This is a genomic window from Porticoccus litoralis (assembly GCF_030676955.1).
GTDB classification, from domain to species: domain Bacteria; phylum Pseudomonadota; class Gammaproteobacteria; order Pseudomonadales; family Porticoccaceae; genus Porticoccus; species Porticoccus litoralis.
Genome location: NZ_JAUUUU010000001.1, coordinates 1 through 19,175 on the forward strand (window position 1 = coordinate 1; position 19,175 = coordinate 19,175).

Annotated in this window: 18 protein-coding genes and 1 pseudogene; 4 read left to right on the forward strand and 15 right to left on the reverse strand. The window is 45.7% G+C overall.

Annotated elements, in window-relative coordinates; translation table 11 throughout:
* Positions 1 to 5: 5 nt before the first annotated feature.
* The 10 genes and pseudogenes from Q8A57_RS00005 to Q8A57_RS00050 form a co-directional block, all read right to left on the reverse strand.
* Positions 6 to 1,161 (reverse strand): annotated as a pseudogene (locus Q8A57_RS00005) (IS3 family transposase).
* Positions 1,162 to 1,551: 390 nt separating this feature from the next.
* A complete protein-coding gene (locus Q8A57_RS00010; RefSeq protein WP_369427749.1) occupies positions 1,552 to 2,010 on the reverse strand; it encodes a DUF6641 family protein in 459 nt (152 codons plus the stop codon).
* Between the two features lie 35 nt (positions 2,011 to 2,045).
* Entirely contained in the window at positions 2,046 to 2,747 is a 702-nt protein-coding gene (locus tag Q8A57_RS00015; RefSeq protein ID WP_305168868.1) for a hypothetical protein, read from the reverse strand.
* Positions 2,740 to 3,015 carry a hypothetical protein gene (locus Q8A57_RS00020; protein WP_305168869.1) on the reverse strand — a complete coding sequence of 92 codons (276 nt, stop codon included), beginning with the start codon at positions 3,013 to 3,015 and terminating at the stop codon, positions 2,740 to 2,742. The genes Q8A57_RS00015 and Q8A57_RS00020 overlap by 8 nt, the downstream gene beginning before the upstream one ends.
* Positions 3,015 to 5,339: an EcoAI/FtnUII family type I restriction enzme subunit R gene (hsdR, locus tag Q8A57_RS00025; protein WP_305168870.1), complete on the reverse strand. Its 2,325-nt coding sequence runs from the start codon at positions 5,337 to 5,339 to the stop codon at positions 3,015 to 3,017. Before hsdR ends, Q8A57_RS00020 begins: the two co-directional genes overlap by 1 nt.
* The gene (locus tag Q8A57_RS00030; protein WP_305168871.1) at positions 5,336 to 6,532 is read right to left on the reverse strand and encodes a restriction endonuclease subunit S; all 1,197 of its coding nucleotides are present in this window, start codon (positions 6,530 to 6,532) and stop codon (positions 5,336 to 5,338) included. Before Q8A57_RS00030 ends, hsdR begins: the two co-directional genes overlap by 4 nt.
* On the reverse strand, positions 6,532 to 7,986 hold the full coding sequence (locus Q8A57_RS00035) for a class I SAM-dependent DNA methyltransferase (protein WP_305168872.1): 1,455 nt from the start codon (positions 7,984 to 7,986) through the stop codon (positions 6,532 to 6,534). Before Q8A57_RS00035 ends, Q8A57_RS00030 begins: the two co-directional genes overlap by 1 nt.
* 21 nt (positions 7,987 to 8,007) lie before the next feature.
* A complete protein-coding gene (locus Q8A57_RS00040; RefSeq protein WP_305168873.1) occupies positions 8,008 to 8,187 on the reverse strand; it encodes an H-NS family nucleoid-associated regulatory protein in 180 nt (59 codons plus the stop codon).
* A gap of 195 nt (positions 8,188 to 8,382) precedes the next feature.
* Positions 8,383 to 8,703 (reverse strand): hypothetical protein, encoded by a 321-nt coding sequence (locus Q8A57_RS00045; protein ID WP_305168874.1) that lies wholly within the window; start codon positions 8,701 to 8,703, stop codon positions 8,383 to 8,385.
* A 154-nt stretch (positions 8,704 to 8,857) separates the two neighbouring features.
* Positions 8,858 to 9,172: a DUF6626 family protein gene (locus tag Q8A57_RS00050; RefSeq protein WP_305168875.1), complete on the reverse strand. Its 315-nt coding sequence runs from the start codon at positions 9,170 to 9,172 to the stop codon at positions 8,858 to 8,860.
* A gap of 83 nt (positions 9,173 to 9,255) precedes the next feature.
* On the opposite strand from Q8A57_RS00050, the gene Q8A57_RS00055 reads away from it, so the two are divergent.
* Together Q8A57_RS00055 and Q8A57_RS00060 are read left to right on the forward strand one after the other, a co-directional pair.
* The gene (locus Q8A57_RS00055; RefSeq protein WP_305168876.1) at positions 9,256 to 9,720 is read left to right on the forward strand and encodes a hypothetical protein; all 465 of its coding nucleotides are present in this window, start codon (positions 9,256 to 9,258) and stop codon (positions 9,718 to 9,720) included.
* Positions 9,721 to 10,007: 287 nt separating this feature from the next.
* Positions 10,008 to 10,577: a tyrosine-type recombinase/integrase gene (locus Q8A57_RS00060; protein WP_305168877.1), complete on the forward strand. Its 570-nt coding sequence runs from the start codon at positions 10,008 to 10,010 to the stop codon at positions 10,575 to 10,577.
* On the opposite strand, the gene Q8A57_RS00065 is transcribed toward Q8A57_RS00060, so the two are convergent.
* From Q8A57_RS00065 to guaB, 5 genes are all read right to left on the reverse strand, one after another.
* On the reverse strand, positions 10,569 to 10,844 hold the full coding sequence (locus Q8A57_RS00065; protein ID WP_305168878.1) for a hypothetical protein: 276 nt from the start codon (positions 10,842 to 10,844) through the stop codon (positions 10,569 to 10,571). The two genes, Q8A57_RS00060 and Q8A57_RS00065, sit on opposite strands and share 9 nt — an antisense overlap.
* Before the next feature lies 1 nt (position 10,845).
* The gene (locus Q8A57_RS00070) at positions 10,846 to 11,130 is read right to left on the reverse strand and encodes a hypothetical protein (protein ID WP_305168879.1); all 285 of its coding nucleotides are present in this window, start codon (positions 11,128 to 11,130) and stop codon (positions 10,846 to 10,848) included.
* A 12-nt stretch (positions 11,131 to 11,142) separates the two neighbouring features.
* On the reverse strand, positions 11,143 to 12,378 hold the full coding sequence (locus Q8A57_RS00075) for a tyrosine-type recombinase/integrase (RefSeq protein WP_305168880.1): 1,236 nt from the start codon (positions 12,376 to 12,378) through the stop codon (positions 11,143 to 11,145).
* 163 nt (positions 12,379 to 12,541) lie between these two features.
* Positions 12,542 to 14,116, reverse strand: coding sequence for a glutamine-hydrolyzing GMP synthase (gene guaA, locus Q8A57_RS00080; protein ID WP_305168881.1), 1,575 nt, complete (start codon positions 14,114 to 14,116; stop codon positions 12,542 to 12,544).
* An 84-nt stretch (positions 14,117 to 14,200) separates the two neighbouring features.
* The gene (gene guaB / locus Q8A57_RS00085; RefSeq protein WP_305168882.1) at positions 14,201 to 15,667 is read right to left on the reverse strand and encodes an IMP dehydrogenase; all 1,467 of its coding nucleotides are present in this window, start codon (positions 15,665 to 15,667) and stop codon (positions 14,201 to 14,203) included.
* Positions 15,668 to 15,880: 213 nt separating this feature from the next.
* Here guaB and xseA point away from each other — a divergent pair, with 213 nt between their 5' ends.
* Together xseA and pepF are read left to right on the forward strand one after the other, a co-directional pair.
* Entirely contained in the window at positions 15,881 to 17,206 is a 1,326-nt protein-coding gene (xseA, locus tag Q8A57_RS00090; RefSeq protein ID WP_305168883.1) for an exodeoxyribonuclease VII large subunit, read from the forward strand.
* Positions 17,170 to 19,074: an oligoendopeptidase F gene (gene pepF / locus Q8A57_RS00095; RefSeq protein ID WP_305168884.1), complete on the forward strand. Its 1,905-nt coding sequence runs from the start codon at positions 17,170 to 17,172 to the stop codon at positions 19,072 to 19,074. Before xseA ends, pepF begins: the two co-directional genes overlap by 37 nt.
* The last annotated feature ends 101 nt before the right edge of the window (positions 19,075 to 19,175 follow it).

Consider the following 19,175-nt stretch of genomic DNA (forward strand, 5'->3'; position numbering starts at 1 on the left):
GGGTTCTACCCCGTTTTTACGGACGGTTTAATAAAGATTGAATCCTTAAATCTTGCTTAGCCACTCGGCGTCGCATCCTCGGATTATGAAACAATTCTATGTAATTAAAAACATCTGCCTTAGCAGCATCTCGAGTTGGATAACGTGTATGATTTAATCGTTCACGTTTGATCATTCCAAAAAAGCCCTCACAAGCCGCATTATCACCACAATGTCCAACTGCGCTCATTGAACTGACTATATTCTTCTCCTTCAAGAATCGTTGATAGACGTAGCTTCTAAACTGACTTCCACGATCTGAATGCAATATGACTTTATCGCTGGACTGTCTCTGCCAATGCGCCATCTCAACAGCCTTGAGTACCATGTGACGGTCCTGCCTATGGTGCATAGACCAACCAACAATTATCTTGTGATATAAATCCATGACGACACATAAGTACAATTTGCCCTCATCCGTTTTCATCTCAGTAATGTCAGTGACCCATTTGGTCTCTGGTTCTAGTGCTGAAAAATCACGGTTAAGATGATTTGCAACTGCAGGGGAGTACATCTGCACCTTGCCACGCATGCTGCGCTTCTTTCTTCTAGGCCAGCCTTGCAGTCCATTTGTGGCCATGATTCTAGCCACTCGATTTAAGCTAACAGACTCTCCATCATCCAATAAATCTTCATGCATTCTAGGCGCACCAATAATGCCTCGACTATCTTCATGAATATCTTCGATCTTGCTTAGTAGGCGCTTATTTTCAAGCTTAGTCTTACACAAGGGTCTTTTAGACCAGTCGTAATATCCACTAGGTGAAACACCTAAACAGCGGCACATAAGCCTGACAGGATATTGTCCGCAGCAACGTCGAATCGCCTGATACTTCAGCTCGATTCCCTGGCAAAGTACGTCGCCGCTTCGCGTAAAAAATCCCGCTCCTTTTTAACGCGAGATAGCTCTCTCTTGAGAGCTGCCATTTCTTGATCTCGAGGACTACCAGTTCCACTGAAAGCTTCTGAACCAGCTTCTTCTATCTGACTACGCCATCTAGAAAGCATGTTTTGGGCTATACCCAGTTCTCTAGCCACCTGAGCGCAAGTGACACCAGGTTGATTTAGCTGCTCGACTGCGCCCCGCTTAAACTCAGGGCTATATTTTCTACGTTTAGACATAACAAACACTCCTTAGCCATGATTATGGCCTTCTTTAAAGTGTCCGTAAATTCGGGGTAGAACCCAACTGTATGAAAAAAGACTAAGGAAATCAAAGATTGATTTCTAACTGTGAAAGTAATGTGTAAGTCATTAATGCAATAGATTCAATGACTTACACTATAAAAACTACTCCCACTCAGTAGCAACGTTGATAATTTCCTGTTTATTATCAATTATTTACTACCTCACAATAGTTAGTGTGTAAGTAATGTGTAACTCCAACACTACTTTGCACGCTTTATTTACGCTTGTGCAACTATTGCAATTCAATAGTTTACGCAATCCCTTGTTGCACATTGTAAGACGAAGAACGTGCTTTAACCAAACACGTTCTTCTGTTCGTTTTGTTCACTTGTTCTTTTGTGTCACTCGTCTGCCAAACTGCGCTTGCTTCTCTATCAGCGCATCTAACTCACCATTCTCTGCAGCTTCACGCAGCTTAGCTAGCACATCAGCAACTTCTGCTTCAGTAGCTAGTTCGATAGCATTCTTGCCTTTAGCAAACTCTAAAGGCTTGCTTCCATAGCGCACTACAAGATTTATCTTTCCATCAACACTAGCAGTCCACCAACGCTTAACTCGCCTAGCAACTTCAACTTTGCGTTGGTTACCATGTTCGTCAGTAACCCACTTGTGTTGCGTAGGTGTGTAGTCTTTATTTGCTGCAAGTTGGATTTGTTCATCTATCTTTGCAATCAGCTTGCGACGACGAACTGCGATAGGGTTGTTGTTTTGAAGTGGATTAAAAGCAACGAAATTCAGTGTATCAAGTACAGTCATATCAGCCTCCTTATTAGCTAAAAGCATTGTGCTTTCAGAGTTCGAAGGCTGTCATCCGAAGATTAGTCGTCTGCGTTCAGAAACTTATCTAGCTTTGAAGCTGTTGGCTTAGATGCTGGCGCTGCGTCTCTACCAATGTTGTGCATTGCACGTTCAATCACAGCTAACTTAACACTCTGCTTGCTTGTAAGTCTGCTGTCATCACTCAGCTTTTCATTGCTGCGCGAGGTAACCAAGCGTGGAAGGGATACAATATCTGCGCTCAAGTCACTACCCACTTCAAAGCTAATATCTCTATCAAACCAAACGCGAAGGCTACTGTCATAGTGCAGAATTTCTTGCAGCATCGCTAACGCATCTTCACAAAGACTTTCACTCTTGTCGTAGAACTTCTTAGCAGTAGAGTGCTTACCTTTACTGCTGTAGCCTTCTGCACGATTGTAGTAGAAGGTAGCTTGTTTCAGCTTCTCTTCGTATCGCTTTAAGTCACTTGGTTTGTCTTTAAGCTCGTTACGCAGTTCAAGCTGTTCTTTCCACTCACACTCTAGTTGTTCGTATTCTTCTTCGCGTAACCACGTTTGAAGCTGACGGTTTTGCACGTTTTCGCCACGTCTAAGTTTGTCAGCTATCCCTTCTAACTTGCTAAGGCGCTTAGTTTCTTCACTTGTAAGCTTACGACGTGGATTAGTTTTTTCAATTCTCTTTTGCAGCAGCTTATGATGGTTACCATTTGGTTTCTTTTGATTGTCTAGCCACTCACTCATCAGTATCAAACAGACTATCGAAATTCAATTTTCGTTCAGCAATGTGTATTTTACCAATCGCCTTTTCCAATAACTCAATTTGCTTATTATTCAAAACAACAGATGAGTTACACTTTGTACATTTACCTCTGTATCTTACCTTTTCTTTTTCAAGGTGCTTGAGCTCAGCATCGAGCACTTCAAACTGTAGACATTCTCTGCAATCAACCAAATCGCAATTAAGTTTTTTCTTGATGGTTTCAAGTTTTTTGCTTTCAGATGCGTTCATCAAACTGCTTCCTTGTATAACTCTCTTTGGAATTCCACAAAAGTGCGCTGAATATCTTGTACGCTTCCCAACTCTTGTTGTGCAGCATGTATGCTTCCGTATTTGGCTGTAAGCACCGTACTCAACTTCCCTACATCCAATTCGTCTACACCAATGTTTACGTAGTTTCGTAAGACGTACTCAACGAACTCTCTTTGCTTCGAATTAAGCAAGTTATAGATATTGTCTTTGTTCGTTTCCACACGTGCTGCACGTGTTACTGGCGATTTTGCATATGCGATATATTCAAGTACATCGAACAAGTCGCTGTCTTTAGCGTTAATTAATTCTTGCAGCTTTTCTAAGTCGTCTTTGTGACATCCAGCATTTTCGAGTTTCTTAAGCAACTCCCTTCGCGTCATTGGATTTGCCCATAGACTGCGAAGCTTTTCTTCACTTCCTAACAGTTCTGGCAACTTAAGTGTATCGAATAGACGCTTAAGGAATTCTTCTGCGCTGATAGGTTTGCCATCAACGTAGAAATACGTGCTACTCATACTTTGTAATTCACGCACTTTTCCGTCACTTAGCTTAATGCGTAGCTTTGGCTTAGAAGGTGTATCTTCGCCATCGTCGCCACCATTACCACCGCTATTCCCTTCTTCGCCTTTGCCACCTTTTGAGCCAGTATTACCGCCTTCTGGTTCTACTGGTTCACCGTCCCATTCAGCATCATTGAACAAGTGATATGCGTTGACAAAGTCTACGATAGTGAAGAAGTGCTTGCCTTCAAACAGACGTGTGCCTCTACCAATAATCTGCTTGAATTCAATCATGCTGTTTACTGGACGTAGCAGAACAATATTGCGTACGTTACGTGCGTCAACGCCAGTGGTTAGCTTTTGGCTTGTGGTAAGTATGGTGGGAATTGATTTATCGTTGTCTTGAAACTGCTTTAGATAGGTATCGCCTAGCGCACCATCATTTGCCGTAACACGTACACAGTAATCTACACTTTTACTGCTTGCTTCTTGATTTACTAAATCGCGTACAAGTCCAGCATGTGCTTGGTTAGCACAGAATACGATTGTTTTTTCAGTTTCATTGATGGCAGCAAGCATGTCTTGCACACGCTTTCTTTCACGTTGTTCAATGACAATACGTTTGTTGAAATCACTCTCTTTGTATACGTGTCCTTCGTCTACTTCACCTTCAATAACTTCATCATCAGATGTGTAAACGTACTCATCAATCGTTGTTTGTATACGCTTTACTTTGAAGGGGGTAAGGAAACCATCTTGTATGCCTTCTTTCAGACTATACGTAAACACTGGTTCACCGAAATAATCGTACGTGTCAGCGTTGTCTGTGCGCTTTGGCGTTGCTGTTAAGCCTAAGTGTACAGCACTGTCGAAGTAATCAAGTATGCCTCGCCAACTACTTTCATCGTTAGCACCACCTCTATGACACTCGTCAATGATTACTAAATCGAAGAAATCTCTTTCGTAGTCGCCAAAGTAAGGCTTTCCTTCTTCGCCACTCATAAAGGTTTGGAAGATTGTAAAGAACACGCTTCCGTTCTTTGGTACTTCGCCGCGTTTAGCGATGTCGTTTGGATTGATGCGAACAAGTGCTGCTGCGTCAAAAGCACCAAAGTCTAAGTATGCTTGATTAGCTAGTATGTTTCTGTCAGCAAGAAAAAGGATACGAGGTTGACGTTTAGCATCCTTCTGCTGTGTCCAACGACTTTTGAATAGCTTCCAAGCTATTTGAAACGCTATAAATGTTTTTCCAGTGCCAGTAGCAAGCGTTAGCAATACTCTCTGCTTATCTTTTGCTACAGCTTCAACAGCACGATTTACAGCTAGTTCTTGATAGTAACGTGCTTGTTTCATTCCGTTCATATCTTCAAACGGAATAGCGTTAAAGCGTTCTAACCACTCATTGCTTTCACCGAAAGTACGTTCCCATAATTGCTGTGGTGTAGGAAACCTTTCAACTTTGCCTTCGGTACTGTCTTTGTGGTTAATCTCGTAGATTTCTTTGCCGTTAGTTGCAAAGCCAGTCTGTAAACGAAGTTTCTGTGCGTATAACTTAGCTTGTGCAACACCTTCGCTTACATCTAGTTCGTTACTCTTAGCTTCTACAACAGCAAGTTTAATATTCTTGTACTCAAGCACGTAGTCAGCCTTCAGCTGTCCAGTACGCATCCCACTGGCACGAATTTCGCCAGCGTTAATGTTGAACTCACGCCTTACACGTACGCCAGTGTCTAAACTAGTTTTCCAACCACTAGCCTCTAACTGCTTGTCGATTAACTCTGCTCGTGTATCAGCTTCGTTCATGCTGCCTCACTTGAATTGAGTTCTTGTGCAAGTATTATTGATTTAAGTGCTATGTAGTTTTCTTTAGCTAAGGCGGTTGTTGCAAACACAGTATCTATTTCTGCAAATGCGTCATTTAACTTTGCGACAATGCATTGTTGTTCTGCGAGTGGAGGAAGCAGTAATTCAACGTTCGCCAGAGTTTTTCCAGATATTTCCTTAAATGTTGTTCCAGTTCCTAAGTCGTTTAATAGCTGTTTAGATGAAAACAGAAAGTAGTACAGATACTCTGTAATTATTTCTGCAGTTGGAACTAACCCTTTGCAACCTTGGTTGAAAGACATATCGATAGTGTTTATGAACACATGTCCTATAGGCGCACGACAAGAAAGAATAACTGAATTTTCTGGGACTAATTTAGCTGACGAATTATTTAATCCATCCTTTGTAATTTGACGTTCCGTTAAATCTACGTACTTGCCATCTATCTTTCCCATATCCTTTGGCGTAAGCCATTGGATATCCCCTTCCCAGTACATTTTGACATTTGACTTGGGAGTGCCGCCATTCACAATCTTACATACATCACCAAGCTTTACTGTTTTGCACAAAGCATCATTGCTTGTAAGCGATGCGGCTAATAACGATGCTTTCAGTTTTTCAGCGTTAGCTTGCTTCGCTTCAACTAGCTTAATAGCACTATCAATCTTAGCAAACGCTGCATCAAGCTTAGCAACGATGCGTTGTTGTTTTGCGAGTGGGGGCAGTGTTACCAAAACCTCGCCAAGATTTTTTCGTGATATTCGCTGTCTAGTTGCCCCAGTAACCTTTTCTTGCACGGCAGAAAAGTATTGAGGGGACTGCATGTAGTAGTTGAGGTAAGTGGGTAAAACACTTTCTTTTGTTCGAATTACAGTACAGTCAACGGCTGTGATAGCTTTCTCTTTTAGCTTAGGTATTACGCACGCTCTGCCAACTGGTTCTGGCAAACGTGACACGAGGATGTCACCCTCTTTTACCTCCGTACAATTCAGTCGCATAAATGTTTTCTCTGAGATGTAACGAGCTTTGTCTTTTCTTTCTGCAAAAGCTCCAGTCTTCACGTTTCCAGTTTGAATTAGTCGTATGCCCTCACTAGATTGATCCTTTGTCTCAATCCAATCACCATCAGTGAACACACTGCAGACATCTCCAAGCTTCACTGTGTTCCACATCACAACAACTCCTTTATTGCTTGCAGTGCGTCTGCAGCTTGTGCATCTAGCAGTTCAATCTCAGCAATGATTTCTTGTGGAGTTCGGTTATCCACTTCTTCAACACGATTAGGATTGTTTACAGTCAAATCCCAAGTATCTTTATTGATGTCGTCTAAGCTTACTAGCCAACTGTTGTCACTTAGCTTTTGTGACTTCGCCATATCAACGAACTCAGCCAAGTCACGTTCGTTTAGTGGATTTGTTTTACCCATGTTTCTACCAACATTCAGTTGGTAGTACCACACGTTTTCTGTTGGCTTACCTTTTTCAAAGAACAGTACAACTGTCTTTACGCCAGTGCCTAAGAACGCACCGCCAGGCAAATCAAGTACAGCAAACAAATTACATTCTTCAAGTAGTTGCTTTCTAAGTGCAACGCTTGCGTTGTCTGTGTTACTTAGAAATGTATTCTTAATGACTACGCCACAACGTCCGCGTGTCTTAAGTATTTTGATAAAGTGCTGTAGGAATAGGTACGCTGTTTCGCTTGTTTTGATTGGAAAGTTTTGTTGTATCTCAGCACGTTCTTTGCCGCCAAAAGGTGGGTTAGCAAGTACTACATCAACCCTATCTTTCTGCTGTATGTCCGCAATGTTTTCAGCAAGCGTATTACTGTGGATGATGTTAGGCGCTTCAACACCATGCAGTATCATGTTCATAATACCGATGACGTAGGCTAGGCTTTTCTTCTCTTTTCCGAAGAACGTATTTGTTTGAAGTGTTTCATATTCAGCAGCACTTAACTCTTTGCTGTTTCGCATCCAATCGTATGCTTCACACAAGAATCCAGCACTACCAACAGCACCATCGTAAACAGTTTCACCAATTTGTGGATTTACTACTTTAACGATGCTTTTGATAAGAGGACGCGGAGTGTAGTACTCGCCTCCGTTACGTCCAGCGTTACCCATGTTCTTAATTTTATCTTCATACAAGCTGCTTAACTCGTGCTTGTCTGCGTTACTTAAGAACTTAAGTTCGTCTACTTTATTGATAACATCACGCAGTGCGTAACCACTTTGCAGCTTGTTACGTAACTCACTGAATATTTCACCAATCTTGTAGTTGATGCTGCGAGGGTTATCCGTAGTTTGTTTGAAGCTAGCAAGATAAGGAAACAGCTTATGATTGACGAAATCGCGCAAGTCATCGCCAGTAAGTGCTGCGTTGTAATCTAGTGTTCCGTCAGAACGACGTGGTGCTGCCCATTCTTGCCAACGAAACTCGCCATCAATTATGCGTGTATATGCCTCGCCATTAAGAATAGCTGCTGTTTCTTTATCCGCTTCAAAGTCGTCTAAGTATTTAAGGAAAAGCACCCAACTTGTCTGTTCAATGTAGTCAAGTTCGCTGCTGCAACCAGCGTCTTTCCAAAGTGTATCGTCAATGTTTCTAAACGCTGCTTCGTACATAGGTGCTTATCCTCGTGCCTATTAAGATTTGGGTTTTCTGCCTTCTGCAAGCGAGCCTTTCAGCATGCCAGCAGTAAAGCCAAACTCTTTGCAAAGACGCTTTACTTCCTTCAGTGCGTTAGCACGTTCGTTCTTCTTAGCTTCAACCATCTGCTGCTGAATTGTTTCCATTTCAGCTTTCAATTCGTCATAAGATTTCATCTCACACCTCCATTAGTTAAGTGTCAGTCTTATCTTATAGATTAGTTCATCAGTTGAAAAGCACGTTTTTTCTACGTCTGCTGTATAGCAATGATTTTAAGGGAAAGTATTTGCACAGCGTCTCACTATGCCAGTCAGTCATAGTGTCAACCACGCAGTCAAATAGCTACAAACCATGCACTTATGACTGGTTTTCTAACGTTTGTCTCTGTCGTCTTGTTGATTTGGTAACGGTGGTTGTGGACGAATAGGTGTGAAGTCTGTTCGTTCTATGTCTTTTGGCGTCGTCTGCTGTGGTGGTTCTTGTTTGATTATCTTTGTCTTTGGAGCAGCGACAGTACGTGTAACAGTCTTTGTTTCTGGTTTTGCCATCTTCTTAGCAAGCGCCACAACACTGCTGCTTGTGCCTAGCATTAACTCAAGTGCTGCCCACTTTGTCTCATCGTCTACACGTTCAATTTCGCTGCGTATAGCGTTCAATGCTTGCTGTATGTCTTGTAATGCACTTTTGTTCATACTGTTATTTAGCAACTAGCAGAATGGGGTAATGTAAAATCACCACCTCACTTCTGTAAGTACTCCACCGCAGAAAACCGCAGCACGAAAATTTATTGCTTAAAACCCAATTTCGGATGACGAGGTTGTTGGATTGAAGCTACAGTGCTATTTGTCAAACCCTCGCCTCGTCTTTCCACCACCCCACAGCATCACTATTAATCTGCTTGTGGCACTGTTCGCTGAGTTCGATAAATCGCTTACCAAGTTGCGTATGGCGTTCTGTCGCCGTCATACAGCGTCCGTAGTGCTGTAATTTGCTTGCGCATATAGCCAATGTACCCACGCTTGGTTTAACACGCTTAAAACGCAGCGTACGCATGTAACACTCGCTTCTGCATAACCAATCTTTACTGAATTCGCTTTCGCTGCTGACAGCACCAATCTGCTGCAATAACTCAAATACTTCGTTTAGAACCGTTTTCTGCATCAATCATTCCTCCGTTGATAAATAACTACATGCACAGCTAGCTACTGTGTATTTACCAATAGAAGATTAAGGATTGGAAAAACGTGCAATATGTAGAAAGACTAAAACTAGAAGGCGCAGAGTGGGTACGTAGTCAGAACTTTTGGCTATTTGGTACTGCTACGTTCAAAGATGGTAGTCGTTTAACAGACAGCGATGCTACGAATGACGCTAAGCACTTCTTCAACATACTTGATAGACAAATTCTTAAACGCAAAGAAACAATGCAAGGCAAACGACTTGATAGACTTGTTTTCTTAGAACATGGACGATTAGGCGCAAATACTCACATTCACTTTTTCATCAAAGGCACACATCTAAGTCAATACAAGGCAATTGCAAAATATGCACCAATAATTTGGCAAGAACGCATTTCAAAGGCACACAACCTACTACTTAAAGACAACATTGGACTTGATGACACTCGTAGCGAATACTGTTGGAAGGAGATTAAATCTTATCAACGTGACGTTCTGCTGACTGAGTGCTGTCACTTATCTAATTCTTAGCAATACTCAAACCTAACAAAGGCGATGCTTATACTTGGTTTGTCTGCTTGGATGTAACTGCTGCACGTTTGGACGAGGTGGCTTGTTATCGTTATGACTAAACAAACAACTCAAACTAATCACACTAGAAACAACACAAATTAAAAGTAAGAAAACAAACATTATCTTACATTTCTACGTAAGTCTTTGATGTATGGAAGGAATTATATGAGCACTTATTGGTTGCTCAAATAGAACCTCAGAAAATACGCTATATGCACGAAAACATTACATTTAGGTGGTGACATATGGCGCAAGCAAAGACACTTAACAAAACAGAATTAAAGCAGCTGCTAGACGTAACAAATTCGTGCAGTCGTTATCCACTGCGTGACAGCACCATGCTGCTGTTTACGCATTTGTGTGGTTTACGTGTTGGAGAAGTTGCTGCACTGCGCTTCGATGATGTATTAGATGCAAACGACACAGTACGAGACGAAATGACACTAGATGCAGCACGTACCAAGTCAAAACGAGCACGTAAGATATTTCTACCAAAGCAAATGCAGCGTCAGCTACAATCCTACGTTAGAAGCGTTGATAAGCGTCCACAGCATGGTTATTTGTTCTCTACGCAAAAGAGTGCGCGATTTAGTGCAAACACTGCCACACAGCATCTACAACGCTTGTATGCACGTGCTGGAATTGCTGGCGCTACGTCACACAGTGGCAGACGTACTTGGTTAACAACGCTTAGTCAGAAAGGTGTGAGTGTATTTGTGCTAGCTGATATGGCTGGACATAGAAGCATTCAAACGACACAGCGTTACGTAACAGTTAATGATGAGATGAAGCGTAACGCTGCTGAGTTAATCTAGCTCAACCTTTTTCAAGTCATCAATGATGCAGTTAATTATCTGATTTCTCACCACAGTATCATCAATTATTTCAACTGAAGGTATTGCAAATGTAACGCCTTCTATGAATGCTTCAATTTCTCTGACGAAGTCTTTGGCATTTTCACTAAATCGCTTGGCATTCGCATAGCGAATATCTTCTTCAATATAGTTAGTAACAATAGATATAGCCATGCGAGATGCTGCTTCATCGTTTCCAGTAGTCATCATAAATTCATCAAACATCATCTCATCCTTTCATCTGTGCGTATGCTTCATTAATGTTTTTTCCTACATCGTTTCTAATTTCTTGTAGCTTGCTTTTCATCTTATACTTTTTCTTTTGGATGTTAATAAGCGCAGCATCATACATGCCATCTAATTCCCTCAAATCGGTATAACCATATTCACCATTTTTCTGACGCAAAAAGGGTAACATTTTCTCACCCTCATCTAGCGATATGGGCTGAAATTCAACTACAAGTACAATCGAATAGTTAACATCTTCATCATGTCTTCTTGTGTAAATATTCATCTTTTCTCCTTTCTAAAGCACTTCAATAGTGCCATCTTCTCTACGTCTGTAGTCAGCTACAGCGTTGGTTAAACGTATTTCGTCATTCAAGTGGTAATACGTCTTTTCAATCTGTGCCACGCTAGTGCCACACATATCTGCTATCTGCCTAAACGTTAATCCACTCATAATACGCTGCGTAATCATAAAGTGACGCAAGCTGTAGGGTACTAAGTCACGCACTTCCCTATCTGCAATATCTGCTAACTCAATCATCTTATGGAAGTGGTATAGCAGCGTTCGCTTGCTTAGTTCGTTTTCGTTATCAACTGTAAAGATTAACTCGTCAGCTGTTTTAGGATTAGATATTTCACGTAAACGTTCAAAGTATTGTCCATTACGACACAAGAAGGTGCGACTTGTACGCACTTTACTTGTCTCTGCGCGAACATGGATACGTGCTAGCTTTTGTTCTTCGCCATTCACTTTGTGACGTTCAATCTGCACATCACTCCAACGTAGCTGTCGCTGCTCACCAACACGCAACCCACTGTTAGCTGCGATAAGAACGTAGTGCTGCACGATTTTTCGCACTCTTAGTTCTACATCATCTAGCTTGTTGTGTTTGGCAGTGTAGGTGCGCATAGCACGATACAGTGCTTCGTATTCATCGTTAGTCAGTGTTGCACGACGAATAGCTTCATTGCCTTTGTCTAAGCGTGGCAGCTTCTTAAAGTCAAAGCCATCTATGTGTGTTTCGCCATTCTTATGTAGCCATTTCATAAGCGCATTAATTGTGCTTTGTTCGTTTTGAACTGTGACTTGTTTGACGTTGCCGTTGGTAGCTTTGTGACGATGGTAGAAGTAGTTTTCGCAGTCAGTGCGTTCTAGTTCTTTCAGCTTAGTGTCTTTGCCAATGAAGCTAAGAAAGTGCTGTAGATGAGTTGCGATTGTTGTGTGTCGTCCTTTGACTATGTGTCCAAGTTCAACATCTCGCTGACGAAAGCTAAGATACTTCTCCACACCTTCTTTTGTGGTTATAGAGAAGTAGGTTTTGCCTTGCTGTAGATTAGCGTAAATCTCTAAGTACGCAGCTTTTCCCTTTTCGATTGCAGTAGCTTCACTGCGTGTACGAAGGCTTTTACGTGCGTACTTGTTTTCTTTTGGCAACCACATACGAAACTGCCAATAGTCACCTCGCTTGTAGATACAAGCCTCGTCAAATATTGGTATTTCGCCTTCAGCAAAGTGCTGTTTCTTCAGTGCCAAATCTTAGTCTCTGAGTTACTACGAGTTTCAGTAGTCACACGTTTGTGCAACATTTTGTGTAACTGTATGAAAAAAGACTAAGGAAATCAACGATTGATTTCTAAGTGTGAAAGTAATGTGTAAGTAATAAAGTTAATTAAATCAAGTACTTACACTTAAATATCTACTCCCACTCAATCGTTGCCGGCGGCTTACTGGAAACATCATAGGCAACCCGGGAGATACCGGAAATCTCATTGATGATGCGATTGGAGACTTTTTCCAGCAGCTCGTAAGGCAGATGAGCCCAGCGGGCGGTCATAAAGTCCACCGTTTCGACAGCTCGCAGCGACACGACATATTCGTAGCGACGGGCATCCCCCACTACGCCGACGGATTTCACCGGCAGAAATACAACGAACGCCTGGCTGGTTTTGTGGTACCAATCGGCTTTGTGAAGTTCCTCGATAAAGATGGCATCAGCCTCGCGCAGCAGATCCGCATAATCCTTTTTAACCTCGCCGAGAATACGCACGCCAAGGCCAGGGCCCGGGAACGGGTGGCGGTAGACCATGTCATAGGGCAGCCCCAGTTCAAGGCCGATTTTGCGCACTTCATCCTTGAACAGCTCGCGCAGCGGTTCCACCAATTCCATTTTCATATCGTCCGGCAGGCCGCCAACGTTATGGTGTGACTTGATCACGTGGGCCTTGCCAGTCTTGGCCGCAGCGGATTCGATCACATCCGGATAGATGGTACCCTGGGCCAGCCACTTGATATCAGAAAGCTTGGCGGATTCCTCGTCAAAGACTTCGATAAAGGTATTGCCGATGATCTTGCGTTTCTTTTCAGGGTCATCCACCCCGGCAAGCTTGCTGAGGAAGCGTTCCTCGGCATCGACGCGAATCAGCTTGACGCCCATATTCTTGGCGAACATTTCCATCACCTGGTCACCTTCGTTCTTGCGCAGCAGTCCATTGTCCACAAATACACAGGTGAGGTGATCACCAATAGCCTTGTGAAGCAGAGCCGCAACCACAGAGGAATCAACGCCGCCGGAAAGGCCTAGCAAGACGGGATCATTCCCCACCTGGCAACGAATGCGGGCGATACTGTCTTCAATAATATGCGCGGGGGTCCAAAGAGCCTCACACTCACAAATGGTCAACACAAAGTGCTCAAAAATACGCATGCCCTGCAGTGTGTGGGTCACCTCGGGGTGGAACTGCACACCGTAGAAATCCCGCTGAGGGCAATACATACCTGCAATCGGACAAGACTCGGTAGAGGCCATCACTTCGAATCTTTCAGGCAAGGTGGTCACCTTGTCCCCGTGACTCATCCAGACATCGAGTAACGGGCCGCCTTCTTGGTCCACGTGATCGACAACATCCCGTAACAGGCGGCTGCTACCGTGCACCTTGACCTGGGCATAACCAAACTCCTGTAGATTGGAGCCCTGCACAGCACCACCCAGCTGTTCCGCCATGGTCTGCATCCCGTAGCAGATGCCCAGAACGGGAATGCCCATTTCAAACACTATCTGAGGAGCTCGCGGCGAAAATCCGGCCGTGACAGACTCGGGGCCCCCGGCAAGAATAATGCCCTTGGGATTGAATTCGCGAATGGCCGTTTCATCCATATCCCATGGATGAATTTCCGAATACACACCAATTTCCCTGACCCTGCGCGCAATCAACTGCGTATATTGGGAGCCAAAATCGAGAATCAGGATCCTGTGTGAATGAATGTCTGTCATAACCCTGCCATTGCCAGTTAAAAGCCAATTTAAAAGGGCTGCACCATGCAGCCCTGTTTGTTCTGTTTAACCCATTCGCACCCGTTAACGGGGGTAATTGGGCGCTTCCTTGGTAATCGCCACATCATGCACGTGGCTTTCTCCCATGCCAGCGGATGTCACCCGGACAAAATTGGGCTTACTACGCAGCGTCTCAATATCGATGCTGCCGGTGTAGCCCATAGCCGAGCGTACACCGCCCATCATCTGATGAATGATGCCAGCAACCGGTCCTTTATAGGGAACACGCCCTTCAATACCCTCGGGCACCAGCTTTTCAACGCCCTGGCTGGCATCCTGGAAGTAACGATCACTGGAACCCACTGTCTGCGCCATAGCTCCCATGGAACCCATACCACGATAGGATTTGTAGGTGCGGCCCTGATACAGCTCAATTTCACCCGGCGCCTCTTCGGTGCCGGCAAACATGGAACCCATCATCACCGAATGTGCTCCTGCCGCGAGCGCCTTGGCCACGTCACCTGAAAAGCGAATGCCGCCATCGGCAATAACGGGAATATTGTGCTTGCTCAGTGCAGCCACCACATTGGCTACCGCAGATATCTGCGGAACACCGATACCAGTGACAATGCGGGTGGTACAGATGGAACCGGGGCCAATGCCTACCTTGATACCATCGGCACCGGCTTCGGCGAGTGCCAGGGCTGCTTCAGCCGTAGCAATATTACCGCCGATCACATCAACGTCGGGGTACATTTCCTTGATGCGGCGTACCCTGCTGATCACGTTGAGAGAGTGACCGTGAGCCGTGTCCACGACTAGCACATCCACGCCTTCGCGAATTAGCGCCTCGACACGGTCATCGGTATCAAGGCTGGTACCCACGGAAGCGCCGACCCGGAGACGACCCTGATCGTCTTTACAAGCACTGGGGTATTTCTCGGCCTTGTCGATATCTTTTACCGTGATCAGGCCACGCAATTCAAAATCGTCATTGACCACCAACACTTTTTCGATACGGTGCTTGTGCAGTAGCGACTTCACTTCATCGGCACTGGCCCCTTCCTTGACCGTTACCAATCGCTCTTTCGGGGTCATGATCGCCGATACTGGCAGATCCAGGCTGGGTTCAAAGCGCACATCTCGCCGGGTGACAATACCCACCAGTTCACCGTTACTGATCACAGGAACGCCAGAAATATTGTTTTCTCTGGTGAGGGCCAGCAACGCGCTGACCGATTCGTCCGCATTGATGGTAATAGGGTCTTTAACGACACCACTCTCGAATTTTTTCACTGCCCTCACTTCCAGGGCCTGTTTTTCAATAGTCATGCTCTTGTGAACAATACCAACACCGCCTTCCTGGGCGAGAGCTATGGCCAGGCGAGCTTCTGTAACTGTGTCCATGGCCGCAGACAACAGTGGGATATTCATTTCGATTCGGCGGGTAAGGCGGGTTTTTAGCGACACATCTTTGGCTGTGATCTCGGAATAACCGGGCACCAACAACACGTCATCAAAGGTGAGTGCTTCTTCTGCGATTCGCAACATCGGGATGGCTTACCTCATTGATAATGGATGATGGAAACCACTGCCAACCTGCTGGCTTGGCATCAAGTGTTCCATAAAAAGTAAGCACGGCATTATAAGCCGTTACCCTTGAAAACACACCTCTTTTCACCGCCGTTAATAGACCTGAAAAAGGTGGATTCACGTTGACTCTAAACGCCACCGGTGGACAATAGCTGCATGGAAACATCAGTTGTGACATACACGGTTTCGCAGCTCAATCGCCGAGTCCGGCAATTACTGGAGACCCAGTTCCCGCTGGTCTGGGTCGAGGGTGAAATCTCCAACCTGGCGCGCCCGGCATCCGGTCATTGGTACTTTACCCTCAAAGATGATCAGGCTCAGGTTCGCTGTGCCATGTTCCGCAACCGCAACAGCCTGACCCGCTTCCGCCCCGAAAATGGGCATCAGGTACTGGCCCGCTGCCGACTCAGTCTTTATGAAGGACGAGGCGAATACCAGCTGATCGTCGAACATCTTGAAGAGGCCGGTCACGGTGCCCTGCAGCGCCAGTATGAAGCGTTGAAACAGCGGCTGGCGGAAGAAGGGTTATTTGACAACAGCCATAAAAAATCCCTGCCCACCCTCCCCAAACGGATCGGGGTAATCACCTCCCCCAGCGGGGCTGCCTTGCACGACATCCTGTCGGTGATGTCTCGACGCTTCCCCGCCATTCCGGTGCGCATATACCCCACCACGGTTCAGGGAGATACAGCCGCTGCAGCCATTGTCGATGCCATTGCCCTCGCCAATGAAGACAACCAGTGTGATGCCCTGATCGTTGGTCGTGGAGGCGGCTCACTGGAAGATCTCTGGCCCTTTAATGAGGAAATTGTCGCAAGAGCCATTTTTGCGAGCCGAATTCCTGTGGTCAGTGCCGTGGGGCATGAAGTGGATTTCAGCATTGCAGATTTTGTTGCCGACTACCGGGCCCCCACGCCTTCTGCAGCCGCTGAAGTGCTAACCCCCGACGGCAGCAAACTATTGAGCAGCTTTGTTGATCGGGAACGACTGTTAAAAGAAAGTGCCTATCGCCGCCTGCGCGCCTTAGAACAACGTATTGATGGGCTGCAGCGACGACTGCGCCATCCTGGCGAGCAGCTAAAACACCAACACCACAGACTGGAGTCTCTCTCCCATCGTCTTGTGAAACAGCTGGCACTTCAGCTCGAACGCCAGAAAACCAGGGTGCAACACCTAGGCGCCCGACTCCAGCAACGCCACCCTGGGGCCGCCCTTAAACAACTGCAACAGCGACACATGCAGTTGTCTGACCGGTTACACCGCATCATGGAAAAACAGCTGGAACTCAAGCGCCAGCAATGGGTCAATGCTTCAACCCTGCTACAGGCTGTCAGTCCCCTGCAAACACTGGACAGAGGGTATGCTATCGTCATAGACGAACAGCAGCATATTCTGCGCCGCGCCTCGGACACCGTCCCAGGAAACACTATTACCGCAAAGCTATCTAACGGATCCCTGCAATGCACTGTCAAAAAAATTATTCCACAAACGCCCTGACAAGTTTTCTTTCTCTCTTTATCGTCCTGTTTTTCTGCGCCAGCAGCCAAGCCGCCGATGTTAACGACAAGGGCTCCAGCGATCCTCTTGCCACCGATACAGTCTGGGACCTGGGAGACTTGTACCCGGACATTGCCAGCTGGGATAAAGACCGAGAAAACATTGCCGCTCGAATCGAAACCCTGACAGAGTGCAAGGGTAAGCTTGGTGACAGTGCTGACAAACTCGCCAGCTGCCTCAACGACATCAGTGAGACCTACAAAGACCTACTACACCTGTATGTGTATTCATTTCTTGCCAGAGACACCGATTTCAGCAATGCCCAGTACCTTGAACGTGCCTCGGTTGCCCAGATGCTCGTTACGCAAATGATCGAAGCCACCAGCTTCGTCAGCCCCGAATTAATCGCCATTGGCGAGGAAAAACTCAGTCGCTTCCAGAAGCAAACCGACAAGCTGGCAGACCACGATTTTTTTATCCGAAAAACCCTGCACATGGCACCCTACACACTCAGTGATGCAGAAGAAAAAATTCTGGCCGCAACCTTCGACACCATGCAGACACCTTCCAGTGTCTACGATGTGTTGACCAATGCTGAAATGCCGATGCCAACGGTGACACTTTCCGATGGCAATGAAGTGGTGCTGACTCCGGCGGGTTACTCACAATACCGGGCGGTGGATAACCGCGATGATCGCAAACTGGTGTTCGATCAATTCTGGGAGACCTACCAGAAGTACCGGCAGACACTGGGATTAACCCTTGAGGGACAAGTTAAAAACGATGTATTGATGGCCCGCCTGAGGGGTTTTGACTCGGCCCTGCAACGCGCACAGGCAGAGGACAATATCCCCCAGACCGTCTACCACGCCCTAGTAGATACGGTGAATGAACACCTCGACAGCCTGCATCGACTGGTGAAATTGCGTCAGCGGGTACTTGGGCTTAAAGAATCCCACTACTACGATATTTATCCCGCGGTAGTTCCTCTGGATCGCACCTACAGCCTGGAAGAAACCAAGGCGTTGACCATCGCAGCCCTGCAACCCCTAGGTGAAGACTACATAAAAACCTTTACAGATGCCGTCAACCAGAACTGGATGCATGTTTATCCCAGCCCTGGCAAACGCAGTGGCGCCTACGTGATGGGAGCCGCCTATGACGCTCACCCCTATATGCTGCTGAACTTTGATGACACCATCGAATCTGTCAGCACCTTTGCCCACGAATGGGGCCATGCCATGCACTCTCTGCTGGCAAATCGCAACCAGCCGTTTACCAAGGCGGATTACGCCACGTTCACCGCAGAAATCGCGTCAACAGCCAACGAAGTCCTGCTGTTTGAATATCTGCGCAACAACGCAAAAACCGACCAGGAGCGCCTTCACTACCTGTTTAAGGAGCTGAATCAATTGCGAGGCACCTTCTTCCGCCAGACTCAATTTGCAGAGTTTGAGCTCGCCATTCATGAACATGTGGAAAACGGCGGCGCACTTTCCGGCGACAAACTGAACACGATGTATGGCGACCTGCTGAAACGTTATTTTGGCCATGACAAAGGCGTCATGATTATTGACGATGCCTATACCGCCGAGTGGGCCTATATTCCGCATTTTTACCGCAACTTTTATGTGTACCAATACGCCACGTCCATTTCCGCCGCCTACTACCTGATGGACCGTGTACTCAATGATGGTGAAGAGGCACAGCAACAATACCTCGATATTCTCCGTGCAGGTGGGTCTGATTACCCTTACGAAATTCTTCTTGCGGCGGGTGTCGATATGGCGTCTAAGGATGTCTACCTCGCAGTTATAGAGCGTATGAACCGCCTCATGGATGAAGCCGAGAGAATCCTCGACAAATAGACCTCGGCTCACACCAACAGAAACTTTTTTCAGACGCGCGTCAACCAATTGACTGGGCGCGCGTTATACAGGTGACGCAATCATCACAGAAGAGGATTTCT